At 44.3% G+C, this 22977-nt stretch carries 34 protein-coding genes, 1 tRNA gene and 2 pseudogenes (1 of these 37 only partly in view); 1 reads left to right on the forward strand and 36 read right to left on the reverse strand.

The features are described from left to right. The 36 genes and pseudogenes from BK009_RS04765 to BK009_RS04940 all read right to left on the reverse strand — a co-directional run. Positions 1 to 439, reverse strand: partial view of a 30S ribosomal protein S4 gene (locus BK009_RS04765; protein WP_100906053.1) — the 5' portion only. The gene continues 143 nt to the left of window position 1, outside the view; only the first 439 of its 582 coding nucleotides appear in the window; the start codon lies at positions 437 to 439; its stop codon lies beyond the left edge, outside the window. Positions 440 to 457: 18 nt separating this feature from the next. Beyond that, entirely contained in the window at positions 458 to 910 is a 453-nt protein-coding gene (locus BK009_RS04770; RefSeq protein WP_100906052.1) for a 30S ribosomal protein S13, read from the reverse strand. Positions 911 to 1088: 178 nt separating this feature from the next. Next, a tRNA-Ser gene (locus tag BK009_RS04775) sits at positions 1089 to 1173 on the reverse strand. Positions 1174 to 1348: 175 nt separating this feature from the next. Then, complete coding sequence (locus tag BK009_RS04780) at positions 1349 to 2311, reverse strand: RNA-guided pseudouridylation complex pseudouridine synthase subunit Cbf5 (protein WP_100906794.1); 963 nt, start codon at positions 2309 to 2311, stop codon at positions 1349 to 1351. Positions 2312 to 2356: 45 nt separating this feature from the next. Beyond that, positions 2357 to 2587, reverse strand: coding sequence for a 50S ribosomal protein L14e (locus tag BK009_RS04785; RefSeq protein ID WP_100906050.1), 231 nt, complete (start codon positions 2585 to 2587; stop codon positions 2357 to 2359). Next, the gene (cmk, locus tag BK009_RS04790; protein WP_100906049.1) at positions 2575 to 3105 is read right to left on the reverse strand and encodes a (d)CMP kinase; all 531 of its coding nucleotides are present in this window, start codon (positions 3103 to 3105) and stop codon (positions 2575 to 2577) included. The genes BK009_RS04785 and cmk overlap by 13 nt, the downstream gene beginning before the upstream one ends. A 7-nt stretch (positions 3106 to 3112) precedes the next feature. Next, positions 3113 to 3421 (reverse strand): 50S ribosomal protein L34e, encoded by a 309-nt coding sequence (locus tag BK009_RS04795; RefSeq protein WP_100906048.1) that lies wholly within the window; start codon positions 3419 to 3421, stop codon positions 3113 to 3115. Positions 3422 to 3489: 68 nt separating this feature from the next. After that, complete coding sequence (locus BK009_RS04800; RefSeq protein ID WP_100906047.1) at positions 3490 to 4059, reverse strand: DUF106 domain-containing protein; 570 nt, start codon at positions 4057 to 4059, stop codon at positions 3490 to 3492. Positions 4060 to 4218: 159 nt separating this feature from the next. After that, entirely contained in the window at positions 4219 to 4779 is a 561-nt protein-coding gene (locus tag BK009_RS04805) for an adenylate kinase (RefSeq protein ID WP_100906046.1), read from the reverse strand. Continuing rightward, a complete protein-coding gene (secY, locus tag BK009_RS04810) occupies positions 4780 to 6126 on the reverse strand; it encodes a preprotein translocase subunit SecY (protein WP_100906045.1) in 1347 nt (448 codons plus the stop codon). A gap of 41 nt (positions 6127 to 6167) precedes the next feature. After that, on the reverse strand, positions 6168 to 6608 hold the full coding sequence (locus tag BK009_RS04815) for an uL15 family ribosomal protein (protein ID WP_100906044.1): 441 nt from the start codon (positions 6606 to 6608) through the stop codon (positions 6168 to 6170). A gap of 83 nt (positions 6609 to 6691) precedes the next feature. After that, a pseudogene (locus tag BK009_RS04820) lies at positions 6692 to 7143 on the reverse strand (50S ribosomal protein L30). Positions 7144 to 7152: 9 nt separating this feature from the next. Further along, entirely contained in the window at positions 7153 to 7800 is a 648-nt protein-coding gene (gene rpsE, locus BK009_RS04825; RefSeq protein WP_100906042.1) for a 30S ribosomal protein S5, read from the reverse strand. Then, positions 7800 to 8381, reverse strand: coding sequence for a 50S ribosomal protein L18 (locus BK009_RS04830; protein WP_100909166.1), 582 nt, complete (start codon positions 8379 to 8381; stop codon positions 7800 to 7802). The genes rpsE and BK009_RS04830 overlap by 1 nt, the downstream gene beginning before the upstream one ends. A 13-nt stretch (positions 8382 to 8394) precedes the next feature. Beyond that, positions 8395 to 8841 carry a 50S ribosomal protein L19e gene (locus BK009_RS04835; RefSeq protein WP_100906040.1) on the reverse strand — a complete coding sequence of 149 codons (447 nt, stop codon included), beginning with the start codon at positions 8839 to 8841 and terminating at the stop codon, positions 8395 to 8397. A 271-nt stretch (positions 8842 to 9112) separates the two neighbouring features. Further along, positions 9113 to 9439 carry a 50S ribosomal protein L32e gene (locus BK009_RS04840; RefSeq protein WP_100906752.1) on the reverse strand — a complete coding sequence of 109 codons (327 nt, stop codon included), beginning with the start codon at positions 9437 to 9439 and terminating at the stop codon, positions 9113 to 9115. Positions 9440 to 9444: 5 nt separating this feature from the next. Then, entirely contained in the window at positions 9445 to 9978 is a 534-nt protein-coding gene (locus tag BK009_RS04845) for a 50S ribosomal protein L6 (protein WP_100906795.1), read from the reverse strand. A 10-nt stretch (positions 9979 to 9988) separates the two neighbouring features. Next, entirely contained in the window at positions 9989 to 10381 is a 393-nt protein-coding gene (locus BK009_RS04850; protein WP_100906038.1) for a 30S ribosomal protein S8, read from the reverse strand. A 10-nt stretch (positions 10382 to 10391) separates the two neighbouring features. Beyond that, a complete protein-coding gene (locus BK009_RS04855; RefSeq protein ID WP_172636146.1) occupies positions 10392 to 10544 on the reverse strand; it encodes a 30S ribosomal protein S14 in 153 nt (50 codons plus the stop codon). Then, positions 10545 to 11066 (reverse strand): 50S ribosomal protein L5, encoded by a 522-nt coding sequence (locus BK009_RS04860; RefSeq protein WP_100906037.1) that lies wholly within the window; start codon positions 11064 to 11066, stop codon positions 10545 to 10547. A gap of 1 nt (position 11067) precedes the next feature. Then, positions 11068 to 11793, reverse strand: coding sequence for a 30S ribosomal protein S4e (locus tag BK009_RS04865; protein WP_100906796.1), 726 nt, complete (start codon positions 11791 to 11793; stop codon positions 11068 to 11070). A gap of 1 nt (position 11794) precedes the next feature. Further along, on the reverse strand, positions 11795 to 12148 hold the full coding sequence (gene rplX / locus BK009_RS04870) for a 50S ribosomal protein L24 (RefSeq protein ID WP_100906035.1): 354 nt from the start codon (positions 12146 to 12148) through the stop codon (positions 11795 to 11797). Between the two features lie 8 nt (positions 12149 to 12156). Next, on the reverse strand, positions 12157 to 12555 hold the full coding sequence (locus tag BK009_RS04875; RefSeq protein ID WP_100906034.1) for a 50S ribosomal protein L14: 399 nt from the start codon (positions 12553 to 12555) through the stop codon (positions 12157 to 12159). Continuing rightward, positions 12552 to 12875, reverse strand: coding sequence for a 30S ribosomal protein S17 (locus BK009_RS04880; protein ID WP_100906033.1), 324 nt, complete (start codon positions 12873 to 12875; stop codon positions 12552 to 12554). Before BK009_RS04880 ends, BK009_RS04875 begins: the two co-directional genes overlap by 4 nt. 4 nt (positions 12876 to 12879) lie before the next feature. Continuing rightward, positions 12880 to 13170 carry a ribonuclease P protein component 1 gene (rnp1, locus tag BK009_RS04885; protein ID WP_100906032.1) on the reverse strand — a complete coding sequence of 97 codons (291 nt, stop codon included), beginning with the start codon at positions 13168 to 13170 and terminating at the stop codon, positions 12880 to 12882. A 265-nt stretch (positions 13171 to 13435) separates the two neighbouring features. Beyond that, a complete protein-coding gene (yciH, locus tag BK009_RS04890) occupies positions 13436 to 13741 on the reverse strand; it encodes a stress response translation initiation inhibitor YciH (protein WP_008514880.1) in 306 nt (101 codons plus the stop codon). 5 nt (positions 13742 to 13746) lie between these two features. Continuing rightward, on the reverse strand, positions 13747 to 13953 hold the full coding sequence (gene rpmC / locus BK009_RS04895; protein ID WP_100906031.1) for a 50S ribosomal protein L29: 207 nt from the start codon (positions 13951 to 13953) through the stop codon (positions 13747 to 13749). Between the two features lie 641 nt (positions 13954 to 14594). Beyond that, positions 14595 to 15326, reverse strand: a pseudogene (locus tag BK009_RS12630) (30S ribosomal protein S3); the annotation flags it as partial. After that, complete coding sequence (locus tag BK009_RS04905) at positions 15323 to 15787, reverse strand: 50S ribosomal protein L22 (RefSeq protein WP_100906030.1); 465 nt, start codon at positions 15785 to 15787, stop codon at positions 15323 to 15325. The pseudogene BK009_RS12630 and the gene BK009_RS04905, both read right to left, overlap by 4 nt. A gap of 12 nt (positions 15788 to 15799) precedes the next feature. Continuing rightward, positions 15800 to 16210, reverse strand: a complete 411-nt coding sequence (gene rpsS / locus BK009_RS04910) for a 30S ribosomal protein S19 (RefSeq protein WP_100906029.1) — start codon at positions 16208 to 16210, stop codon at positions 15800 to 15802. Between the two features lie 91 nt (positions 16211 to 16301). Then, on the reverse strand, positions 16302 to 17027 hold the full coding sequence (locus BK009_RS04915; protein ID WP_100906028.1) for a 50S ribosomal protein L2: 726 nt from the start codon (positions 17025 to 17027) through the stop codon (positions 16302 to 16304). A gap of 12 nt (positions 17028 to 17039) precedes the next feature. After that, a complete protein-coding gene (locus BK009_RS04920) occupies positions 17040 to 17300 on the reverse strand; it encodes a 50S ribosomal protein L23 (protein ID WP_100906027.1) in 261 nt (86 codons plus the stop codon). Positions 17301 to 17317: 17 nt separating this feature from the next. Then, on the reverse strand, positions 17318 to 18097 hold the full coding sequence (rpl4p, locus tag BK009_RS04925) for a 50S ribosomal protein L4 (RefSeq protein ID WP_100906026.1): 780 nt from the start codon (positions 18095 to 18097) through the stop codon (positions 17318 to 17320). A gap of 20 nt (positions 18098 to 18117) precedes the next feature. Continuing rightward, the gene (gene rpl3p, locus BK009_RS04930) at positions 18118 to 19128 is read right to left on the reverse strand and encodes a 50S ribosomal protein L3 (RefSeq protein ID WP_100909168.1); all 1011 of its coding nucleotides are present in this window, start codon (positions 19126 to 19128) and stop codon (positions 18118 to 18120) included. 243 nt (positions 19129 to 19371) lie between these two features. Continuing rightward, positions 19372 to 20193 (reverse strand): putative RNA uridine N3 methyltransferase, encoded by an 822-nt coding sequence (locus BK009_RS04935; RefSeq protein ID WP_100906024.1) that lies wholly within the window; start codon positions 20191 to 20193, stop codon positions 19372 to 19374. Between the two features lie 250 nt (positions 20194 to 20443). Then, a complete protein-coding gene (locus BK009_RS04940; RefSeq protein ID WP_100909169.1) occupies positions 20444 to 21067 on the reverse strand; it encodes an METTL5 family protein in 624 nt (207 codons plus the stop codon). Positions 21068 to 21439: 372 nt separating this feature from the next. Between BK009_RS04940 and BK009_RS04945 the strand changes: the two genes are divergently transcribed. Beyond that, positions 21440 to 22927: an acetyl-CoA carboxylase biotin carboxylase subunit gene (locus BK009_RS04945; RefSeq protein ID WP_100906799.1), complete on the forward strand. Its 1488-nt coding sequence runs from the start codon at positions 21440 to 21442 to the stop codon at positions 22925 to 22927. Positions 22928 to 22977: the final 50 nt, after the last annotated feature.

A 22977-nucleotide genomic window follows, 5' to 3' on the forward strand; every position in this document is an offset into this window, starting at 1 on the left:
CCCTTTTAACCAGGTAGCTGGGGGAGTCAATCTTTTTGTTGTTCATGGCTATGTGCCCGTGAACCACGAATACTCGTGCTTCTTTGGCAGTGTAGGCCAGTCCTTTACGGTGTACTACAGTCTGTAATCTGCGGCGTAGTACATCTTCTACAGTAAGGTCCAGAACAGCTTCCAGTTTAGCATTCTCTGGCAGTATTCCTAATTTTATCAGGTGGCCCAGTAGTTGATCTCTTTCCTGGGAGTTGTGTTCACTGGTTATACCCAGCAGTTCCCTGGCATCTCTCCTGTACCTTTTAACCATGGTTTCGGCTTTCCAAACTTCTTTCTTGTTTTTCAGGCCGTATTTTTGAACTAATTTATTTTCCTGTTTTATGCGGTCTGCATTCCAGGGGTGTGAAGGGGTATCGTACTTTTTCCTTGCCTTTCTTGGATGTCCCATGTTAATCGTCTCCCGTGATTATCCTCTTCTTCTCCTTCTAACTCCAACGGAGCTTCCCTTACGGAATGTGGATTTGGTTCTCTGACCCCTTACTGGTAGTCCCACTTCGTGTCTTCGTCCCTTGTAACTTCGGGTTTTCTTCATCCGGTTGAGGTCGTCCCGTAGGCGCATCACCAGATCAGATTCTATGAGGTGGGTGGTTTCTCCAGTTTCATAGTCGTTACGACGGTTGAGCATCCATCTAGGTATAGTGCTGTTTTGAGGATCTTTAACAGCTTCTTCCAGGCGTAGTACTTCCTTGTCTGGTAAGTATCCTACTTTCTGGTTAGGATCAAAATCCATGGTGGTGCAGATGGCACCGGATAATGCCTTACCTATTCCCTTTATATCAGTCAGGGCGTTTATTATGGTCTTGTTCCCGTTCACGTCTTTACGGGCGATCCGGACCATATGTTTGAAATCGTCTTCCATTTAAAATTTCCTCCATATACATATATTATCTATTATTTTGGTCTGGGGAGTTCATGCGGATCATCAGTCCCAACCGGTTGGGGTTGGCTGAAACTTTACTTGAATTCCCTTTAATTGAGCTTAATAATAATTAAGATTCAATTATTCCATCTAACTTTAAAAATATGTTTTGATGAAACGCCGGGACTGGGATTTGAACCCAGGCGGAGCAAAGCTCCACAAGATTTCCAGTCTTGCGCCTTACCAGGCTAGACTATCCCGGCATAAGATTATATTCTACTCTTTATGTAATATAAAGTCTTTGCTGATTTTTTTCTCTAGGATAAAAATATCCAATTATCTGATGTGAGAACAGATATTCTACTGGTTTTATATGGTATATTAAAAACCCATTTATATGGTTTTAGGTAAAAGTCAGGAAAGAGTAAAAATTTATTTTTACTTCCACATCATTGGGTATGTTCCTGGTTCCATAAAAACCTTTTTTATATTTACCATGATGCCCTTCTCGGCCTGGTCAATTTCATTGGTGGTGGCCAGTGCCTCACCAGCTGCCACCAGTTCACCCTTAAGGGTTAGGACTGTCAGGGTTTCTTTCCTCTTAATACCTTCACTTAACTGGAGTATTCCGCCGGCTGCCAGATCCGCACCGTGGCACAGTGCATCCACTGCTGAATCCCGTACTACCACTTGTTTAAGGTGGCTGGCGGCCTGTTCCATGGGGAGCACACACTCCCGGAGGGGTGCCTCGTCATCATCTTCCTTCCAGTAATGGTAGGCATCAGTGACGTCCTGGAGGGTTTTAAGTGTTTCATCCTCCTGGAAGTCTCCGACACGTGTTCGGCGGAGTTCTGCCATGTGGGCTCCGCATCCTAATGCTTCACCAATATCGTGACAGTACTTACGGATGTAGGTACCGGCTTCACAACCAATACGGAATAGTGCATCCTGACCATCTATCTCCAGGATGTTCACGTAGTATACGCTCCGCACCCTGAGTTCCCTTTTCACTGCAGAACGCAATGGGGGTGTTTGGAATATTTTCCCGGTGAACTCTTCCAGAATATTCACCACACGCTCTTTCCCCACATCTTCGTGGATGCGCATGAGGCATACGTATTCTTTGGGTGCCTCCAGGAGTAGTTGTATGGCCCGGGTTGCATTGTCAATTCCAATGGGCAGTACTCCGGTGACCCTGGGATCCAGAGTTCCACCGTGACCGGTTTTGTCACACTGGAGGATCCGTTTAACCCATGCATCGATTTCATGGGATGTTGGGCCGGAGGATTTATCCAGGTTAATTATGCCCCTGGACAGATGCTCCTCAATAGGCCTTTCTTCCGGCGGAGAGCCGTATTGGGGATCTGTTTCCCCGTAGGCTTTTTGAAGGAGTTCTGCCATGTTGGATTAACCTTTTTAGTTTGTGTGTATTCAGACGGCTTGCATTTAAGCAATTGCGGCTTCGAATTCTTTTTTGATTTCTTCAGGGTCTTCAGTCTTGATTTCAATTACCTGTTCCAATGGTTCCAGGTGTTTGATGTTGCATCTGCGGTTTTTAACTGTGTTTCCTATTACTTCCACAAATTTATCATCTATGATCTCGACTATTACACATTTTTCACCGGCTTCTCTTCCGGAGATTTTCATACAAATTCTTCCAACTTCTATTGCTGGCATTTGATCACCTCAGTTACTTTTACTATGATTTGAGCGACGCTATCAGCCTTAAAGGCATGAGTGTTAATTACAACGTCATAGACATCCATGTTGTTAATGTCTATTTGGTGTATTTCCAGGTACCGTTGGGCTTCACTCCGCTCTCTGGTTATTATCTCTTCACGTGCCAGGGTGATGGATTTACTCTCCCGCTTACTGATCCGCTCTGAGCGGACATCCAGGGGGGCGTTGCACCATACCTTCAAATCAGCGTCCACAAAGTAGGCTGACAGGCGGCCTTCCACTATGAGATCTTCACTTTCTGCGGCTATTTTAGCCTGTCTCTGGTCTATTTCCTGGTCAATTTCTATGTTTCCTTCGGCGAATTTACTGAACTTGAGTATGTCCATACCCCTCTCTGCAGCCATCTGCCGGAATATGTCCCCTGCTGAAATGTAGGGGATTCCTGTTTTTTCAGATAGTATGCGGGAGGTTGTGCTGGTTCCACTGCCTGCAGGTCCACCGATGGTTATGATCATTTGAGATCTATTCCTCAATCTCTTGAGATTCAGTCTCTTGGGGTGCGCCTAATGAACGGGCCTGTTCCTTGAACAATCGGCGTGTGCACTCGGTGCACAGGTTTCCGCCGTATGGTCGGTTAGGTCGTTTTTTGGATTTGGCGAGTTTTCTTATTTGGTAAGGTCTTCCTCGTGGAACCCCGTGTAAGAGTTTACCGCATTCAGCACAGTGGTGCTTTTTAGGTTTTTTCTTTTTGTAGTGGAGGACGGTTTTGCCTCCAGGGGTCCTACGGAAGGTTCTTTTGTAGGTTCGTGATCTGTATCTTAACGCTGGCATTTTATTATCTCCTTATATTAAATTTAGTAAAATTTTCCTCTCTGAATTTAACACAGACTAGGTGGGGTTTATATTCCCCCACTTTTAAGTCCCATGAATTTTCGGAATAACATGGACATGGCAAATGAGCAGAGAATGTACCATCCCAGCCATTCAATGGCCATATAGGGAACTCCAGGTGACTGGTGATAGAACATGTGGAACAGTGGCACCAGTAGAACGTAGAATACAAATGATGGTAATTCCACTACCAGTTTACCAATTGCTGGTTCAGCAGCCATCCACCAGAATATGAGGAGGATGGGTAACATGGTCACGATCATGGGTTTGAAGGAGTTGGTCATCATTTCCTTCTGTAAGTCCATGAATTCAGACTGTTTTTTCTGCGCTCGGGCCATTTCTTTAGGATCCCCTGATTTCTGGGCTGCCATCATCTCCTGCTGGAAAACTTTCATTTCCTTCTGCACAAACTGCAACCGGTCCTGGTCCACCAGTAGTTTGTTGGCCAGGGTTATGAAAAAGGCCACAATGGTGGATATTATGAACACCCCGATCATTGGGCCAAAGGTATTGACCAAAGGCATGAACACAAAGTCCAGTACATTGAATATTGGTTGAGTTATAAATTCAAATGCCATTTTTTCTTCCTCTTATACCCACAATGGGTTCTATAATCCCAAAATGTTCCTATCTATTTTTTTTATATATCTTAAAAATTCTTAATCCCTTTGTATGTCTGGAAAAATTTCTTATCAATAAATGATTCTCCCCTTATAAAACACTATCTATAACTGCTCTTATCTTATTAAGGTTTGTTTCATTTCTTCAACTGACTTCTCCAAAAGGTCATTATGATTTTCAATGATCTTGACAGTGGCCCCAGTGTATACGGCATAGGCCATGGCTGTGGCCCGGTTCATTTCCTGGTGCAGGTTTATCTCCTGCAATCTTTCCATGTCCCTGATCCGGGTGGTGTCACTCACCCGACGCATGAGTATTTCATCCCCATCAGCTTCGATGAGAATGAACATGTCGGGTTCCAGTTCCTCCAGGACCCATTGGGGTAGGCCGGGTAAGAATCCAGATGGGGTTTTAATGGTACAGTGGGTGTCCACAATGGTGTTGGCTTTCTCAGCCCGGGCTCTTATGGTTCCAGCTGCTTTTTTTTGAACTTTCTTCTGGGTTTCAGGGGGGAGTTTACGCATGGAATCCCGGTCTTCCACCAACTTCATTTCCTGAGCTATTTCCAGCATAACATCCCCGTAGTTCACGTGGACGTAGTCGGTTTCTTTAAGTGCGTGTTGAAGCACAGTGGTGCTTCCTGATCCGGGTATTCCTGCAACTACAACAACTTTCATTTAATCACCTAAGAACTTCCTGAGCATGGGGTGCATGTCCATGAGTTGCTCCTGAGCTATTTCTTCATAGAGTTTATACACAATACCCACAGTCAAGAGAACACCGGTACCCCCTCCCAATGCTCCGGTAAGGTCTGCGCCGAAGGCCAGGAGACCTACAAAGGCACCTCCCAGAACGGTGATTGCTGGGATGTATTTTTTCAGCAGTCTCTCAAACTGGGTACGGCTGCTCCTGAATCCGGGAATTTGCATTCCCATTCCATGTAATTGTTTGGCCACTGCTTTGGGCCCTATATTACTTAATTCAACCCATAACCAGGCGAATAACACACATGATGCAATGAATACCACACCATAAATTGCAACCTGCAATGGATTGGTTAGTAAACTGGAAAGCCCATAGGGGGTGGTTAAATAGTAGGCCACTCCACTTATGGCTCTGCCATTGGATACTGTTCCCAGAATTGGGAATCCTAACTTCTGGAATAAGGCAGCGAATAGCTGCACGTTTAAGAGTAATGCGCTGGTTAGTATAACCGGCATATTACTGGCATAGATGAACTTTAATGGGTATTTACCCCTTGCTCCCTTTACCCCTCCAAAGGACAATGGTATTTCCACCCGCATACTTTCTGCATAAACTACCACCAGGAACACTGCTACCAATGCGATGATGGGTATCAGTAGACTGAAGTCGGGTTGGCTGGTGGTGAGTAGGTACAGGAATTGGGGTATGGCACCGGATGGTACTCCCGGTGATGTTGGTGAAGATAATGGATTTAAAGATCCAGTGACTATCTGGGATGATACACCGGCAACAATAAACAGTCCTACTCCACTTCCAAATCCCCATTTGGATATTACTTCATCCAGGAAGATGATCAGTATTCCACCAATGGTGATCTGCAGGATCATGACCCATACCAGTGATGGGGTTGATGCTGAAAGTGAACCAGTGAGGACCAGAACTCCACCCTCGAAGAGGGTGAATATCACTGCCAGGAGTTTCTGGGTTCCCTGGAAGAAAGCCTTGTCATCATGTTGTGAGAGATCCAGATTGAGGATCTTACCTCCAACCAGGAGTTGGAGTATGATGGATGCTGATACTATGGGTCCGATACCCAGGGTAATTATAGAACCAAAACTACCGGCCATTACCGCCCTTAACTGGGAGAATTGGTCCACAGCAGTGGGACTGAGGCCGAATAATGGTATCTGACTGAGTATAAAGTACAGTATCAGGATTACCCCAGTCCACTTTAATTTTTCTTTAAAGGGGACCCGGTAACTTGGTGATTTTACCTGGGGTAAATATGAGAAAATCGGCAGAAGAGCTTCCTTCAACAATGTTTTCACTCCTTATAGGAACTTCCAGTTATACAGTTATTCTACTGGAGACTTACTGCTTCTCCCCCATTTTCTTCAATCTTGGCAACTGCACTTGCAGAGAAGTGGTTAGCTTTGATTGTAAGAGATTTGGTTAGTTTTCCTTTGCCCAGTACTTTATCGTAGCCTAATTGAGTGACATCGATAATGATGGTGTCTCCTTCCTTCTGGGCTAATTCCTGTTCAACCAGTTTTTCAGCATTATCATCCAGATAATCCAGGTTCACTGTTTTGAACTTGTTTATGGTCTTTTGTGGTCTTTTGAAACCGTGCTTACCATACCTGTCCGGGTCGAATTTAACAACCCAGGTCCACATATGTTTATGGCCTCCGGCTTTTCCTCTTCCACCACGGTGACCGGCTCCTCTTCGTTTCTTAGAGCAACCGCCCCCAATAGTTCGGGAGCCACGCAGTTTCCTTATTTTGCGGGTTCTTCTTATCATAATGTTACACCTTGAATTGTGATTTTATTAAAGGAAATTATGGGTTTTAGTGTAAACTCTATACCCATGATCAACCCGGGGGGTTAGATCATTTTCTGTATGAGCTGAGAGATTTCCTCTCCACGGTAACCCAATGTTCCTCCTTCTCTAAAGCTTTTTCGAATGTGATTGTAACCTTTTCGTGGGGGTGTAATCGGAAGACTGGTTTCATACCAACTTCTTCCAGAGTGGTTTCTTCCTTGAGTATGGCTTCGGCCAATTCCTCAGCTGAAGAGTAGTCTCCACTGAGTGCTTCAGGAGTGAACCTTTCCCTTCCCGGGAATCTTCCTCTTTTCTCTATGACTTGGGTTAGGGTTTCCTGGTCTATTTCACCCCAGGTTATATAGTCCTTTCCTTTCCGGAGCATGCCCAGGTAACTGGGGTTTTCAGGGAGGATGACAGCGTGATTTATTCGGGTAAGACTGAGCATTTCCAGGGTGTCAGCTATGTCACCCTTGATTCCAGTTCGTCCCCTGACTCTTAATGCTATAAACATGATATCACCTTACTCCACACAGACGCCCAGTTTTTTTAGGTCTTTGGCTGGGGCTTTCACCATGCTTAACTTTTTAAGTGCATCGAACACAGCACCTGCGAAGTTGATGGTGGTCTGGGTTTGTCCTCTGGTCATGGACCATACATCGTCAATTCCAGCCAGTCCAAGGATGGTTTTACCAACGTTTCCTATGGCCAGACCCACACCTCCTGGTGCAGGTATGAGAGTTACCCGGACACTGCCAATTTTACCTTCCACTTTGAAAGGTACGGTGTGTTCTCGTCCACAAACACAACCCCAGTCTCCGCATCCTCGGCGGACCTTGATGACATTGTATTTTGCGTTATCCACTGCTTTTCGTATGGCTGGGCCAACCTCTTTGGCTTTGCCCTGCCCTAATCCCACGTAACCGTTCTTGTTTCCCACGGCTACAATAACCCGGAAGTTCACTTTTCGCCCGGATTTGTGCATTCTCTGCACCAGGTTAACATCCATGACCTCTTCTTCGAGATCTGGGAGTAGTGCATCCACAATTTCCAGTTCCATGATAGGCAGGCCACGATCGAAGATCTCATCAATGGATGTGATCTGGCCCTCCTTCACCATGCGACCCAAGTTGGTTTTGGGCTCCCATTCTTCGGTGTTATAATCATTCATTATGATACCTCTTTTTCGATCTTTTCCTTGATACTTTGAAAGTGATCAGGTAATTCCATGGGTTTTAATCCCCGCTGGATGTACTGGGAGAACTTTTTCTCCATTTCCGCCTTCTCTAATGATTGGGCGTACTGGGCTATGTGTTCTCCTGTGATTCTGTCTTCAGAAGGAAGGATAACATCTTTGTGAGGTACATCGAGACCAGCATCTATTGCTCCTTTAAGAACTGCGTAAATTCTTGATCCCTTGATGGATGTTGCCAGTCCCATGTCCAGGACTGCTCCCTCAATACCTTCTTTGATGGCTTTCTTACCACAAAGGTATCCTGTGAGGTAGGCGGCAGAGGTGTTTTTACCACTGGCTAACCATCCCATGTTTTTAAGTTCCTGGGAATGGGCTGATACCAGGGTTTCATCACCCTCCATCTGCACATCTACTATTTGAGCTATGGTGTGATTGCCAGTGACTCGAACTACCAGACGATGTTTGTCTAATCCGATTAGTTTTAATCTTGCACCGTAGTCGGTTTTTCCTTCTCTTCTACGTTTAAATGCTACTTTATATCTTGATCCTTTTGCCATTGTCGTTCCCCCATTATCTTAAAAGGTCGTGGTCCCTGGCGTAGGTTTTCATGTAGGATTTACTACGGAATGCTCCACCTTTAGCCATTCGATATAGCTTACGGTAGGTGGTCCGGTTGATTTCACGTTCATCCCTCATGTCCTTGAGGTCTTTTCGGAGTGCCCTGATGGTAGTCATCCAGGCTTTCTTCTTAGGGGTTCTAGCCCCTTTAGCTCCTTTTATACTTCCTCTACCTTTTCTTCTTCCTTTCTTCTTCTGTTCCGCTATCTTTTTTGATCGGTAACTGCTGATACCCTTTTTGGGTCGTGCTTTGATGTACCCGTCCTGGATGAGTTTATTAACTCCTTCCCGGGTAATTGCCCGTGAAACCTCTTCCAGGTTGTTAGGGTCTATCCACACCCTGTTCACACCTACTTTAAGTAGGTCTGCAGCTAGTCTCTTCTGAGTAGTAAGATTCATAAAGAAACCTCCATGTCGACCTTTTAGAAAAAGGTCGATCAAAACTTCTTTCAGGTTCTAAATTGAGTCAATTTTCGAACCAGGGATGCTGATACTTCCCTTGCATCCGTTTTTTCATTCATATTTTTTTCATATTGCCATCAAACAATTACTGGTGATGGTCCCTTGATTTCCTAATGATAAACCATTCCTTCCAGATTCAAGTCCAGGGGAATGATTTTAGGATATTTATACCACTTTAGGATTAAAGATAATTAAATAAGGAATTAATTTAATTTAAGATTTTAATTCCCAGCTCCTTAGCTTTCTGGAGCATAACTTCCCTTTTCCTAAGTCCAATGGTTGAACTGATTCTTCCAGCCTGGGTTGCAGGATCCAGATTTTCCAGATCTTTTATGTTGCACACCAGAATATCCTGGTATCCGGATGGATGTAGTCCTTTAGTAGCTCTAGGTGAGCAGTAACCAATGGTAGGTATTGCAGGTTTTCGGGCTTGGTACCTTCTTGCTTTACTGAGTTTACCTCTGGCTTTCCTCCAGTTTTCGCCCAGTTTTTTGTACCTGTGCCATTCCTGTCTCCTGAATTTTGGTTTCCTCATGAGGATCACTCCTTAGCCACCAGGTATATTCCATCCTGGAACACCCTGGGGTCTCTTCCCTTGATTTTTGTAGCCTGTTCAAGGTTGGCCATTGTCTGACCCACGTCTTCCTTGTTTATACCGGTAACGATCACTTCATCACCTTGAACCTTAACCTGTACACTGCCAACTATTTTAGCGGTACGAGGATGTCTTTCTCCCAGGAAGTTTTCAATGGTTACTTTGTCCTTGGAAGCTTTCACAGCCATTGGAAAGTGAGCGTAAACAATCTTCATCCGGTAGGTGAATCCTTCGGTTAATCCTTGGATCATATTGCTGATGTGAGACCTGATGGTGCCCAGCATAGCCTTATCCTTCTTTTTGGGGAAACGAGTTTCCAGGACCACCATACTATCTTCCTGTTTGATGGTGACGTTACCCTGATTAAACTTTCGTGAAAGTTCTCCTTTGGGTCCTTTAACTGTTACTTCTTGGTTAATGGTGATTTCCACGCCTTCTGGGACGGGGACTTCTTCCCTTAAAACCACTGCTAAAGCCATTTTTATCACCTTAATAAACGTATACCAATAATCTACCACCGATACCACGTTCTTTGGCTTCTTGGTGGGTCATTATCCCTTCGGGTGTTGTTACTATCATTATTCCGAAGTTCTTTGATGGTAGGTATCGTTTTTCGAATTTTTCGAATTCATCTTTTTTCACGGCGTGCCTGGGCTTTATCACACCGCACTTGTTTATATTTCCCTCTAGTTCCACGGTGAACATACCGGCCTTATCATCGTCCACGTATTCAAATTCACCAATGTAACCTTCTTTTTGCATCGTCCTCAGGACTTGCCCGATCATCTTGGATGCGGGAGATACTGTACATTTGTTGTTTCCCTGTATCTCGTTATTCCGCATGTTGGTCAGGGCGTTGGCCAGAGGATCCATAAGTGTCATCTTGTCACCTCTAATTATACTTCTTAAATCCTATTTTAGGGGCGAGTTCCCGGAAACATTGCCTGCAGAGCATGAGGCCATATCTTCTAACTAAAGCAGAGTGGTCTCCGCACCTTCTACATTTCCTGGATGCCTTTCCGTATTTTCTTGGCAAAATTATCACCTATTCATCTTTATCAGATTCTAATTGAATCTGGAAATTTTCCTTCATGTACTCCATGGTCTCATCTTCAGTGACCTGGTGTTTATGAGGAATGTGCTTTCGCTGTACTTTCCTTCTTTTTATCCTGTATCCAGGTTTTTCGAAGGTTATGTTAACGTTCATGCCGAATATTCCAATATCCGGATCGTAGCGCATTCCAGGAATATCAATATGTTCCCTTATTCCAAAGGATAAGTTTCCCTGGCTGTCAAACTGTCGTGGTTTGATTTTGTAGTCAATTCCAGAGAGAATGAGTTTCACAGCCTCATTAGCCTTTTCACCACGCAGGGTTACTTTGCAGGCTATTGGTTGTCCCTTTCGGATTCCGAATTCGGGGTTGGTTACCTTGGAAATAGTTCGCACTGGTTTCTGGCTGGTGATATTCTGAAGCAGTTTTTCTGCTCTTGCCAGTCTTTCACCGGCTTCTCCCACACCAATGTTGACAGTGGCTTTGGCTATGCGTACCTGCTGCATGGGGTTCATTCTATTCTCCTCCAGGTAGTGAAATCACTGGTTTATCTTTTCCCAGGACAAAAATATATTCCTGAAGTGTCTGGAATGTTGTTCCATCAGTTTCAATGAGTACGGTGTTGGGCATGGAACTGCGAGTGACGTTAATCTCTTTAACTGTTCCAATCTCACCAATGTGCTTACCACCAGTGATGATACCAATAGTTCCATCTTCAAATTTGATGGTGTCTTTAATTTCTTGATCAGGCACATTAAGAATTAGTACGTCACCAGTCTTGTACTCGTCATCAGTCAGGTAGTTCCTACCGTCGTGGAGGTTTAACTGTGTTTTACCTCCTTTGATGGTGACTTTATCCTCTATACGGCATAATTTGAACTCGGTATTTCCCTCTTCAATAGGGTGGAGCATCAGTCTTCCCCGTTCGTCAGGAAGCACCCGGTAGGCTTTTCCACTTTTTGGTAACTGGATTACATCCATGAATCCAACTGGGAATTTGTAGTCCTTACGGATGCGTCCGTCCACCAGGATTTCACCATTGTTGATGATGATTCTGGCTTCACGGGCATTATCTGCTATTTGGAGTATGTCACGAACTATGACTAGGAGTGGTAATGATCCTTCTATGGAGTGTGGTCCTGGACTGGGTTTCACCGTCCACGTAAACTCTTTAGGGTGGATGGGCCAGTGTTCAGGTGATTTAAACCTTTTTAAATGTTTTCTTGATCCCATTTTGGCCATTTTATCCCTTCCTCTCTAATATTTCATTTCTTTCATCATCATCCAGATCCATTTCTATAATTTGAAGGTTGGATGGATGTATTGGATGGTAAACTTGATTTCCGTCGGGTTTCTGCACACTGAGGCCTTCCACTAGGAGTCGGTAGTGTTTAAGGTCAACACCTTCCACTTTACCTTCGTCACCTTTGAAGTCACCTCGGAGAACTTTTACAGTGTCTCCTTTCCGTACTGGTAATGAACGTCGTCCGTACTCTTCCCGTAGTTCTGGGCTGAGATTGACACTCATCAGTTTGTGACGGATGTGTAATGGTGCCTGGTAACGGAATTTTCTCTGTTTTCTTGGTTGTTTGGACATTTAATCACCTACACGATAATGCTGGCAGCACTTCCCACTGATGGCCATCGGTCCGCAGCTTCCTTGGCTACTGGTCCTCTGATTTCAGAACCTTTCAGGACTCCTTCGGGGCTGACAATAACTGCTGCATTGTCTTCGAATTTTACTCTAAGTCCATCGGCCCTGCGGAATTCTTTTTTCTGTCTTACGACCACTGCAGTGGTAACTTCCCGGCGCATGTCCACTGATCCTTTTTTAACGGAAATAACAACCATGTCACCCACACCAGCGGTAGCCAGTCTTCTTCGAACACCTTTGTATCCTTTGACTGATATTATTTCCACTTCACGGGCTCCAGTGTTATCTACGCATTGCAGGCGGGCGCCTATGGGTAGTGATTTACTGACGTTTGATGTGATGGCTTTCATTTTTTATCCCCTTTAACCTCCACCACCACGAAGTGCTTGGTCTTGGAAAGGGGTCTGCACTCCGCAATTTTCACTGCATCGCCAATATTTACTTGGATACAGTCTGGTTTATGGGCGTTTATTTTTGATTTTCGCTTTTCGTATCGCTCATATTTTCGTATGAACTTGTAAAAACTCCTTTCAACGGTAATTGTCCTTTCTGCTTTGTCACTAGTGACTATTCCTTCCAGGATCTGACCCCGCACTGGCAGGGTCCCGTGGAAGGGACAGTTAGGATCATCGCATTTTTCTTTGGGTTCGGTAACTTCAATACCAACCATATTATCACCAATATTTCCTAAATCTCTTTTTTATTCTATCTTCAGGGCGAGAAACAATGATCTTCCCTTCGATTTCTATTGTAACACCATCGGGAAGTGTGAATTTAAAGGTTGCACTCCCTTTGGGTATGATTTTTTCTTTTCCTTCGCCATCTTCAATGGTGAGGGTGTTTTTGGTTTCGTTCACCACTCGTCCTTTAATTCCCTTTAAATCTCCGTGCATACTGTGGGTGATTTCCACTTCCAGCCCCACCAGTTCATGTCTTATTAGGTTTTGGGGAGTTATGGTTATCATAGTGTGCGTGGTAGATGGTGAATGTTATCTCTCAAGTGAGTAATCCCAACAGAACCCATTGGAGCTAAATATAGATCCAGTGGGGGCCATTGGATATTAATCTCCCAGAAGACTTGTCCTAATTCGGTTTTAAACCGATGATTGGGAAAGCCTCTTTAAGTATGAACTTAAAACCGGTGCTAACTTACTTAAAAAAACATGATTGATTATTCCAGGTTATCTGGAGTATTCGATCTCATGTAATTTGCAGTTAGTTAACCTTAATCTAACGAACCTGGATGTCATCTGAAGAAAAGCCCATTCCGGCTAGAACTTCTTTGACTCTCCTTTTATGGTCTCCTTGCAGTTCGATTTGGCCTTTTTTGGCCGTTCCCCCGCAGGCACATTTGTTTTTCAGTTCCTTGGTGAGTTCTTTAATGTCAATATCGTGTTCATCAATTCCCTCCACGATAGTCATCAGTTTCCCGAATCTTCTTCTCACCGTGAATACTTTAACACTCTGTATCTCTCGAGCTATTTCCTCACAGACGCAGAGTTCCTCTGGTAGACCACAAACATCGCAGACTTTCATCGATTTTAGTTCTCCTTATTTTTTTCGTTAAGTATGGTTTTGACCCGTGCAATGGTTTTTTTAAGTTCCCTGATCTTCCCCGGGTTTTCGTAAATCCCCGCGGCAGCACTCTTGGAAATGTTGTTGGCATGTTCTGCCTGAAGTTCTTCCAGTTTTTTCTGGATTTCCTCCGTTCCCATTTCACGAATCTCTTTGCTCCTTAATATAACCATATTTATACATCCTTTTATAATTTATGATGATTTCTAAGGATTAAATCCTTTTAGGATTTCTCCACTTTTTCCTTGATTTCGGAAGCTTCTTCCTTGATATCAGCCACTTTGTCAGAGGCTTTTTTCTTGGCTTCAGCAGCTTTTTCCTTAACTTCTTCGGCTTTTTCCTCAGCAGCTTCTTTGACTTCAGCAGCTTTCTCTTTCACTTCTTCAGCCTTTTCCTCAACCACTTCTTTAGCTTCAGCAGCTTTCTCTTTCACTTCTTCAGCCTTTTCCTCAACCACTTCTTTAGCTTCAGCAGCTTTCTCTTTCACTTCTTCAGCCTTTTCCTCAACCACTTCTTTAGCTTCAGCAGCTTTTTCCTTAACTTCCTCAGCTTTCTCTTCTACTGCTTCTTTAGCTTCGGAAGCTTTATCTTTCACTTCTTCAGCTTTTTCTTCAGCAGCTTTCTTAACCTCGGTGGCTTTGGTTTTGGCTTCAGTAGCTTTATCTTTCACTTCTTCAGCTTTTTCCTCAACCGCTTTCTTAACCTCGGTGGCTTTGGTTTTGGCTTCAGTAGCTTTATCTTTCACTTCTTCAGCTTTTTCCTCAACCGCTTCTTTGGCTTCGGTGGCTTTGGTTTTGAGATCCTCTTTGACAGGTTCTTCCACTGGTACTTCAGCGGCTTCTTCTGCAGCTTCTTCGGTGATCTCTTCTAGGATTTCCACAGATCCTTCGGTGATTTCTTCAGTAGGTGCTTCAACTGCTTCTGCAGTTTCAGTGGTTACTGGTTCTTCCACTTTAGGCTGGATTATATCCACCTTATCCGGTAGAACAACATCTGGTGGCATGATACGTACAGATATTCCCAGAACACCAGGTTTAAGTGGTGCAGTTGCGAATCCTTGTTTCACGTATTTAATGGATGGTTCTCCACATTTTTTGATGTATCCGTCGGTGAATTTTGCACAGGCAGATCTGGATCCTCTGATTTTACCGGAAATAGTTACTTCCACTCCCTGGGCTCCAGCTCCCATGATTCTTCGGAGGGCGGAATATGCCACTCGTCGGAAGTGCATTCCCCTCTGGAGCATGGCTGATATTTTGTGAGCCATGATCTTGGGGTTTAGTTCTGGGATGTCAACTTCTTTAACTTCTACCTGGGGGTTTTCCAGTTCGTAGTTGTTTTTGAGGTTTTGGGTTATGGCTCGTACTGTTTTACCGCCTCGGCCGATTACCATTCCTGGTCTTTCAGCGTATACCACTACCATGGTACCTAGGGGTGTTACTTGGATTTCCATTCCACCGTAGCCTGCTCTGTCAAGTTCTTTCTCCAGATATTCGTCGATTCGGGTTCTCTTTAGTCCCTCGGTTACAAAGTCTTTTTCAATCATGCGCTCTGTGCCTCCCCTAGAACTACCTGAATGTGTGTGGTTGGGGTGTTGAATGGTGTTGCCCTTCCGAATGCTCTTGGGATGTATCCTCTGATAATGAAGCCCCTGTGACTGGATATATGGACTATTTTAAGATTTTCGGTGTCCATACCTTGGTATTCGGCATTGGCCTCTGCATTTTCCAGAACATCTAGAATGTGACCGGCGGCTTTTTTAGGGTATCGGCCGGTAGGCCATCCTTTCAGTCCTCTTTTGTGGCCTACTTTTTTGTTGTGTCGTTTGAATGGTACAGCTCTTTTCATCTGGATGACATCTTCCAGGTATTCCTTGGCATCGTCAAGGTACATGCCCCGGAGTTCTCTGCAGATCTCCACCGAATGTTTGGGGGAGATCTTGAGGGATCTTCCAGCTGCCTTGGCTACTTTTCCCGATCCTTCGTAAGCGTATTTCATTTTTGCCATGGTTGATTCTCCTTATTTCAGGGGCACGAACATGGATGAACGGGTAGCACCCATACCAGGGTCTCCGTGCTGTACTCTTTGTCGGGTTACGGCGAATTCACCGAAGTAACATCCGATCATTTCAGGCTGTATCTGGACGTTCACAAATTCTTTACCATTGTAGATACCGAAGGTCATACCCACCATTTCTGGTAGTACAATCATGTCCCTACAGTGGGTTCTGATTATTGTTGGTCGTCCACCCTTGTCTCCTTCTTTTTTCAGTTTTCGTATCTTCTCTATTACTTTTTTTTGCCTGGGCAGGAATCCCTTTTTGAGGGATCTGCGCTGTCTTGATGGGAATAACTGGATGACATTATCCAGTGGCATCTGTTGCAGCTCTTCCAGGGTGTAACCGCGATACTTAAATTCTTTCCTCGCCAATTAGCCTCCTCCTTAAAACGCTTTTATTTTCCTTATTTTATTCTCGTAATCTATCCTTAAACCATTTCTGCCAAAAGGGGATAAAATGAGTTTATCTCCTTCTTCCGGTTCTTTTAGCTGCAATGGAACCCACTTTTCTTCCTGGTGGGGCGTGTCTGGAGACTGTGGTAGGTCGTCCTGGATGCTGACGGTTTCCACCACCGTGTGGGTGGTCTACTGCGTTCATTGCAACTCCACGCACTCCCATGCTCTTTTTACCCTTGGCTTTTGCAGCGTGATGTCGGTTTCCTGCTTTGAGGAATGGTTTTTCTTTCCTACCTCCCCCTGCGACCACACCGATAGTGGCTCTGCACTGGGGGTTGAAAGCCTTTAATTCCCCGGAGGGAAGTTCCACAATGGCTTTACCCACGTCATGGGTGATAAGAGAAGCGTAAGTTCCTGAAGATCGGACGAATTTTCCTCCGTCTCCAGGGTTTCTCTCCAGGTTGTACACAGGTGTTCCTTCTGGGATTTCTCCCAGAGGTAGTGAGTTTCCTGGTTTTATTGGTGCGGATATTCCGCATGCTATTTCATCGTTGATAGCTATACTTTCTGGGGCCAGTATCAGTTTTTGTTCTCCATTTTCGAACTTAACTTTGGCCACAGGGGCAGTTCTACCGGGGTCGTGGATGATGTCCACTACTTTTCCCTGGAGACTGCCATTTTTTTCAATATCATCAAATGAACGGTACTGTATTTTTCCTTTGAAACGGTGTGATGCACTTCTGTAGGTGGGGGTTCCTCTTCCCCTCCTCTGAATTATTAATCGTTTTCCCATTATTAATCCTCCCTAGAATACACCCATTTTAACGGCAATGTCTTCTGCACTTTCATCTTCTGCCAGTTTGAGATAGGCTATTTTTTCACCACGGGAGTTTACCTGAGTGTTAACACGTTCCACTTTAACATCAAAGAGTTGTTGGAAAGCCCGTTTTATCTCAGACTTCTTTGCGGTTCTTCGGACCACAAAGGTTAACTCGTTTTTGTAATCAATGGCGTTCATGCTTTTCTCAGTTAGCTGTGGTTTAATTATTATGTTGTAAGGATCCATTCATGACACCTGCCTGTTTAGAATAAATCTCCCAGTTTTTCGATTGCTGATTTGGTGTAAACAGTAAGTCGACCGGGGTGGGTTCCTGGTGCCAGGAGTTCAGCGTTGATGTTATCTACAACCACCACATCTACTCCGGGATGGTTTCTAGCTCCTAGGCTGATTCCTTTATCTTCTCCCACGACAAGTAAAGGTCCTTTGGGTGTTTTGTATTTTCTTCCCCTGATTTTACCTCTACCAGCCCTGATTTTTCGGCCGTTTTTGGCCCGAACCACATCATCCATTATTCCCAGGTTTTTGAAAATTTCCCTGGTTTCACTGGTTTTCTTGACTGCGCACAGTTCATCGTCCACCACGAATGGTATCTGAGGCACGTTTTCGGTTCGGTGACCGCGTGCTTCCACCAGTTCGAGGTTGGTGGTGGCTGCTATTGCTGAGCGTATAGCCAGTCTTCTTTCTTTTTTGTTGATCTTCTCGTGGATGATCCTAGCGGTACGTGGCGGGTGGGCTTTTCTTCCACCAGTTGTCTGGGGTACGAAAGCTCCTTTGGATCCTGCAGGGTGTCTTGAACCCTTTACACGGGGAACCATGGCCGCTCCACGACCTGCACCGAATGATTCGGCGGTAGTTCGTTTACCGGCCATAGGGTCTGTTCCCCATGGCTGTATACGGGCACTTTGAGCAGATAGAACCGCCCTTTTTATTAGGTCCGGTCTGAATTCTTCGGAGAATATCTCCGGAAGCTCCATCTCGCCAGTAACTTTACCTTTTAATGAGTAAACATTGATCTTTTTCATTCCCATCACTCTTAAAATAACTAGACTCCCTGCTTGGAGGCTGTGCTAATGTATGATATTTGCGGAGCATCATCGTGTTTTCCGTGTGGTCGGATTGCTTTTCTGAGCATGACCAGTCTTTTGGATGGTCCGGGTAATGATCCTTTAAGGAGTAAGTAATTGTTCTTAACCAACCCGTACTTCACAAATCCACCTTCAGGGTTAACTTCATCGGCCTGGTCGGCTTCTCCTATTTTCAGGATTTTCTTATTGTACTCTGTACGCTGGTGGTATCCCATCTGACCAGCCATAGGTACAGTCCACATGGTTCTGGCTGGGGTCCATGGTCCGATTGAACCAACGTGTCTTCCTTTACTACTTCGGGCTGCTTTTCCGTACTGTATACGGACACCCCATCTTTTGATTACTCCCTGGAATCCTTTACCTTTGGTGACTGCTACTGCATCGGTGTGTTCACCATCGGCAAAAACATCTGCAGGGTTGATTTCTTTTCCCAGTACACTGACAGCGTATTCCAATTTGTCTTCTGCAGTCTTTCCACCTATTCCACATTCCATTAGTTCTGGTTTTTTCTTGGGAACACTGGCCATTCGTGGTTTGGTGTGTATTAGTGCTCGAATTTCCACTACTTTATCCAGGTTTTCTTTTAAACTTGCCAGTTGCGCTTCAGAGTCATATTCCACAGGTATGGAGATTTTCCTTTTCAGGTCTTCATCCATATCTTGCGCCAGGACATCGGTCATGGCCTTGAGTCCGCGGCTGGTCTGGGTGTAAGCCCGGATACCCATTACCACTATTGGTGGGGTTTCCACTACAGTTACTGCGGTGGATATTTCCATTCCTTCAGTGGGTGAGTTTTTAGTGTTATCCGTCTGGGTCACGTGGGTCATACCCACCTTGTAACCAGGGAACCCTAAAAGTCCCGGCTCTTCCCTTTCGGGCCAGGAGCTTATACGGGGTGATTCCCTGGCTGCTCTTTTTCTAGGACTAAATGCAACTGATCCTTTTCTAGGTTGGTGATGTCTAGCCATCTAATATTTCCTCCTTAAATCCTTAAAATTTTCCACTTTTCCAAATGTGTGAACATGAATATATTTCAATTTACAATGTAGGGTCCCCTCTTTGGAACGCCCAAGACGTATTTCTACAGTACAATGGCTAAGATTAGTATAGCGGTAGTACATTAGAATACGCACTACTTGTATCAAAATTTAAAACTGATTAGCCTGGCTAATCAGCCCCATGGTTCCCAGTTATGCCTGTCAAAAGCATAACTAATCCATTAGCATGTTAAATACTGATAAAGTAGCTAAAACTGCCTCTTCAGTTCTTACAGTCTTAGTTCCCTGGTTAGGGATGGTGTTAACCTCCAGGTCCAATACATCCCCTGGGTTGCCCATTAATTCGTGTAAGCCCGAATACGGACCACCAAACAAAATAGCTACGTGTTTGGAGCCCCTTAACCCCTCTCTTACTTCGTTTAAAACAGAAGTGATGGGTTCAGCATAGCGTGATGTTCCCACCACCAGATCAGGTTGTGGTTTCAACATATCTATGCTGTCATCTAAATTTTTATAAGTAGAAAGTACATCATAGCCCCAATAGAACTCTGGTTCATCAGGACTGATTATTATTTCCTTTCCTAACTTATCCACCTTAAAGCTTAAGACCCGATTTACACTGAGTTTTTCCTTGCACAGTGCATCCCGGTCAGCACCAATATCAACTATGGTGCCTTTTCTGGTCCTTTTCAATGTAAGTCCCTGTCTAAAATCACCTTGCTGGAGTTCTCCAGTGGGGTGATGAGGAGTTCGAAGCGGTGGTAGTATGCCTACGTTCCGCAACTCCCGGGTTATAGGAAATACCTTTTTTCTAAGGTACTGTGGGGTATTCATATAAGTGAGGATATCACTAATAAACTTTACCCCTTTACTGTCTTCTGGGTCTTCAGTATCGCTGTAAATAACGATTTTTGTAGCCCGGAATAGGGCGGCTGATCTGCCAATCAACCCTACTTTGTATGTCTTTAGTTTTAAATCTTTTGTTTCCCTGAGAAATGAAGAGGGGATGAAAATTGAAATATTCTTACTTAACATCTTTAAATTTCTGTTTTTGATCCTTATAATATATATGGGACTAAAAATTCCTGTGGAACAAAATCATTCTATTATATTTTTACTTGATTTTTGGATAAATTTTGTGAATCAAACATCTTGCAGTCTTTACTTATAACTTGAAAAAACTATTTTCAAAAAAACCTTGTAACCAACTAAAAAAATCTGTTTAGAACAAATTTATCTAACTATTGTATCTAAAACTAAAATTATCTAACTAAATATTGATTTCCTATTCCATTTTCTCCATCCGTAGAACAACTACTTCCACTTCCCTTTTCTCATCCTGGTGAAAGTGATAGATGCGGGGTAGGGGAAACTGGTAGTGGAATGTATGGGTGATGCTGGCATTTAACGCCTTCAACATTAATTCCAAAAAATCCATAGTCTTGGCCAGATGGAAGGAGTAAACAACCGGAGCTACTTCCAGTGCTTTTTCAATAAAACGACGATCAGCATCCTTCTGATGAGCTTTCTGCGCCCCGAATGGTGGGTTCTGGATCACAGTGTCCGCCTCTCCCTGAAATTCACGGACATCCTGTTTTAGGAAGGTGCACTTGTCCTGAACTTCAAGTTGGTGGGCCTCAGAATTTGCCACTTGCAGTGCATCGCCATCCACATCCACCCCAATAACTTCCACTGCACCCATTAAAGCAGCGCCCAGTGCCAGGATTCCAGTTCCACAACCAAGATCTACCACTTTAAGGTCCTGGATATCGCCGTAGGCATTGGCATTCCAGATGACATCAGCGGCTATAATGGAAGGTGTGTGGTACTGTTCCAAGTTGGGGTCAGGGTGGGGGTGGGGAGGGATGTGTTGCAGGGCCATTTCCAGCTGTCTTTTCTTGGTTATCATTGGGCTCAAAGATTTTTTTAATGAATATCGATTTTTATTTAAATTTGTAAATTGTTCTTAACCTAAAATCCAATTAACGGATAAATAAAAAATATTATCCATAATTAATATTAGTTTTCATGGGTTAATTTAGCAACATTAACAGCAATATAATTATAATCCACATAATTAGTGAGGATATGTTTTCTATTTTTCATTATTTTTTCCCAGTTTAGATGGAGGGGTGGTTAACATAAAAATCATTAAGGAGATATTGATAATAGATATAATTAACAAAACAATGGTATATTTATATATAAATGGAATTTAGGTAATTAGTATTTGAAAAAACATTAATAAACATACCTCGATTAAGATAGAAAGGAAGATATCATGTTTGACAAGGTTCTGGTTGCTAACCGTGGAGAAATCGCCATCAGAGTGATGCGCGCCTGCAGAGAGCTGGACGTGAAGAGTGTGGCGGTGTATTCAGACGCGGATAAAAATTCACTCTTCGCCAAGTACGCCGATGAATCCTACCACATAGGAGGACCATCACCTGGAGATAGCTACCTGAATATACCCCGAATTCTGGAAGTTGCCGAAAAATCAGGGGCAGATGCAGTGCACCCTGGATATGGTTTCCTGGCTGAAAACCCCCACCTTGGAGATGAATGTTCCAAACAGGGGATGAAACTAATAGGACCATCAGGTTCAGTTATTGAAGCCATGGGAAGTAAGATTGAATCCCGTAAACTCATGGAAAAGGCAGGGGTGCCAGTGATACCAGGTAACAGTAAGGGAGTCACCGACCCGGATGAAGCCCTAAAAATAGCGGAGGCCATTGGTTACCCGGTGATAGTGAAGGCATCTGCAGGTGGTGGTGGAATAGGCATGCGAACAGTTTACGAGGAAGATGAACTTCTACGCGCCCTGGAATCCACCCAATCCGTTGCCGAATCTGCATTCGGAGATTCCACTGTTTTCATAGAAAAATATGTGGAGGAACCCCGCCATATTGAATTCCAGATCCTGGCGGATGAACACGGTAACACCATCCACGTGGCTGACCGTGAGTGCAGTATCCAGCGCCGACACCAAAAACTAATTGAAGAAGCGCCGTCCCCCATCATGACTGATGAACTCCGGGACCAGATGGGATCAACAGCTGTGAAAGCTGCATCAGCAATTGACTACACCAATGCCGGGACTGTGGAATTCTTATACTCCCATGGAGAGTTTTATTTCCTGGAAATGAACACCCGTATCCAGGTGGAGCATCCCATAACCGAAGTGGTTACCGGGGTGGACCTGGTTAAAGAACAACTGAAAATAGCCTCCGGTCGAGAATTATGCTGCTCCCAGGAGGATATCCAGGTGAGGGGCCATGCCATTGAATGCCGGATCAATGCTGAGGATCCACTGGCAGATTTCGCCCCCAATCCCGGTAAGATAACGGGTTATCGTTCCCCGGGAGGTCCGGGAGTGCGAGTGGACAGTGGGGTTTACATGAACTACACCATACCCCCCTACTATGATTCCATGATCTCCAAACTCATTGTATGGGGAAGTACCCGTAACGAAGCCATAACACGGATGAGACGGGCCCTCTCAGAATACATTATACTGGGAGTGAAAACCACCATCCCCTTCCATAAGTCCATGATGTTAAGTCCCAATTTCTGGGAAGCAAAACTACACACCCACTTTGTTGATGAATACCGGAAGGAAATAATGGATAACATGGCAAAGATCATCCAGAAAGATAAGGAAATGGAAACCCGGCTAAAATCAACCTTCCTACCATCTAAAAGGGTGGCTGCAATTTCAGCAGCAGTTAACAGTCACCTGACCAGTACCATGACCAACAACAAAAAATAAGATAGCTTGAAAATTAAATGAACAATCAATAGGATTATTTGCAGGTGGTT

The organism is Methanobacterium subterraneum, assembly GCF_002813695.1.
In the GTDB taxonomy this organism is placed as follows: Archaea; Methanobacteriota; Methanobacteria; order Methanobacteriales; family Methanobacteriaceae; genus Methanobacterium; species Methanobacterium subterraneum.

What these genes read in the sequence shown, in the direction of transcription:
- rpl3p (WP_100909168.1), bottom strand. Translation starts at nt 19,128, where the DNA reads ATGGCTAGACATCACCAACCTAGAAAAGGATCAGTTGCATTTAGTCCT.
- BK009_RS04785 (WP_100906050.1), bottom strand. Translation starts at nt 2,587, where the DNA reads ATGCCAGCAATAGAAGTTGGAAGAATTTGTATGAAAATCTCCGGAAGA.
- BK009_RS04880 (WP_100906033.1), bottom strand. Translation starts at nt 12,875, where the DNA reads ATGGTTGGTATTGAAGTTACCGAACCCAAAGAAAAATGCGATGATCCT.
- BK009_RS04800 (WP_100906047.1), bottom strand. Translation starts at nt 4,059, where the DNA reads ATGGCATTTGAATTTATAACTCAACCAATATTCAATGTACTGGACTTT.
- BK009_RS04935 (WP_100906024.1), bottom strand. Translation starts at nt 20,193, where the DNA reads ATGTTAAGTAAGAATATTTCAATTTTCATCCCCTCTTCATTTCTCAGG.
- BK009_RS04805 (WP_100906046.1), bottom strand. Translation starts at nt 4,779, where the DNA reads ATGAAAGTTGTTGTAGTTGCAGGAATACCCGGATCAGGAAGCACCACT.
- BK009_RS04815 (WP_100906044.1), bottom strand. Translation starts at nt 6,608, where the DNA reads ATGATAAGAAGAACCCGCAAAATAAGGAAACTGCGTGGCTCCCGAACT.
- BK009_RS04875 (WP_100906034.1), bottom strand. Translation starts at nt 12,555, where the DNA reads ATGAAAGCCATCACATCAAACGTCAGTAAATCACTACCCATAGGCGCC.
- cmk (WP_100906049.1), bottom strand. Translation starts at nt 3,105, where the DNA reads ATGATCATAACCATCGGTGGACCTGCAGGCAGTGGAACCAGCACAACC.
- rpsE (WP_100906042.1), bottom strand. Translation starts at nt 7,800, where the DNA reads ATGAATGATTATAACACCGAAGAATGGGAGCCCAAAACCAACTTGGGT.
- BK009_RS04940 (WP_100909169.1), bottom strand. Translation starts at nt 21,067, where the DNA reads ATGATAACCAAGAAAAGACAGCTGGAAATGGCCCTGCAACACATCCCT.
- BK009_RS04845 (WP_100906795.1), bottom strand. Translation starts at nt 9,978, where the DNA reads ATGGCTTTAGCAGTGGTTTTAAGGGAAGAAGTCCCCGTCCCAGAAGGC.
- BK009_RS04860 (WP_100906037.1), bottom strand. Translation starts at nt 11,066, where the DNA reads ATGAACCCCATGCAGCAGGTACGCATAGCCAAAGCCACTGTCAACATT.
- rpmC (WP_100906031.1), bottom strand. Translation starts at nt 13,953, where the DNA reads ATGGTTATATTAAGGAGCAAAGAGATTCGTGAAATGGGAACGGAGGAA.
- rnp1 (WP_100906032.1), bottom strand. Translation starts at nt 13,170, where the DNA reads ATGATAACCATAACTCCCCAAAACCTAATAAGACATGAACTGGTGGGG.
- rplX (WP_100906035.1), bottom strand. Translation starts at nt 12,148, where the DNA reads ATGTCCAAACAACCAAGAAAACAGAGAAAATTCCGTTACCAGGCACCA.
- BK009_RS04780 (WP_100906794.1), bottom strand. Translation starts at nt 2,311, where the DNA reads ATGGCAGAACTCCTTCAAAAAGCCTACGGGGAAACAGATCCCCAATAC.
- BK009_RS04840 (WP_100906752.1), bottom strand. Translation starts at nt 9,439, where the DNA reads ATGAGGAAACCAAAATTCAGGAGACAGGAATGGCACAGGTACAAAAAA.
- BK009_RS04830 (WP_100909166.1), bottom strand. Translation starts at nt 8,381, where the DNA reads ATGGCAAAAGGATCAAGATATAAAGTAGCATTTAAACGTAGAAGAGAA.
- rpl4p (WP_100906026.1), bottom strand. Translation starts at nt 18,097, where the DNA reads ATGAAAAAGATCAATGTTTACTCATTAAAAGGTAAAGTTACTGGCGAG.
- BK009_RS04915 (WP_100906028.1), bottom strand. Translation starts at nt 17,027, where the DNA reads ATGGGAAAACGATTAATAATTCAGAGGAGGGGAAGAGGAACCCCCACC.
- yciH (WP_008514880.1), bottom strand. Translation starts at nt 13,741, where the DNA reads ATGAAAGTCTGCGATGTTTGTGGTCTACCAGAGGAACTCTGCGTCTGT.
- BK009_RS04835 (WP_100906040.1), bottom strand. Translation starts at nt 8,841, where the DNA reads ATGAATCTTACTACTCAGAAGAGACTAGCTGCAGACCTACTTAAAGTA.
- BK009_RS04920 (WP_100906027.1), bottom strand. Translation starts at nt 17,300, where the DNA reads ATGGATCCTTACAACATAATAATTAAACCACAGCTAACTGAGAAAAGC.
- BK009_RS04945 (WP_100906799.1), top strand. Translation starts at nt 21,440, where the DNA reads ATGTTTGACAAGGTTCTGGTTGCTAACCGTGGAGAAATCGCCATCAGA.
- BK009_RS04850 (WP_100906038.1), bottom strand. Translation starts at nt 10,381, where the DNA reads ATGACACTTATGGATCCTCTGGCCAACGCCCTGACCAACATGCGGAAT.
- BK009_RS04905 (WP_100906030.1), bottom strand. Translation starts at nt 15,787, where the DNA reads ATGGCAAAAATGAAATACGCTTACGAAGGATCGGGAAAAGTAGCCAAG.
- BK009_RS04865 (WP_100906796.1), bottom strand. Translation starts at nt 11,793, where the DNA reads ATGGCCAAAATGGGATCAAGAAAACATTTAAAAAGGTTTAAATCACCT.
- BK009_RS04770 (WP_100906052.1), bottom strand. Translation starts at nt 910, where the DNA reads ATGGAAGACGATTTCAAACATATGGTCCGGATCGCCCGTAAAGACGTG.
- BK009_RS04795 (WP_100906048.1), bottom strand. Translation starts at nt 3,421, where the DNA reads ATGCCAGCGTTAAGATACAGATCACGAACCTACAAAAGAACCTTCCGT.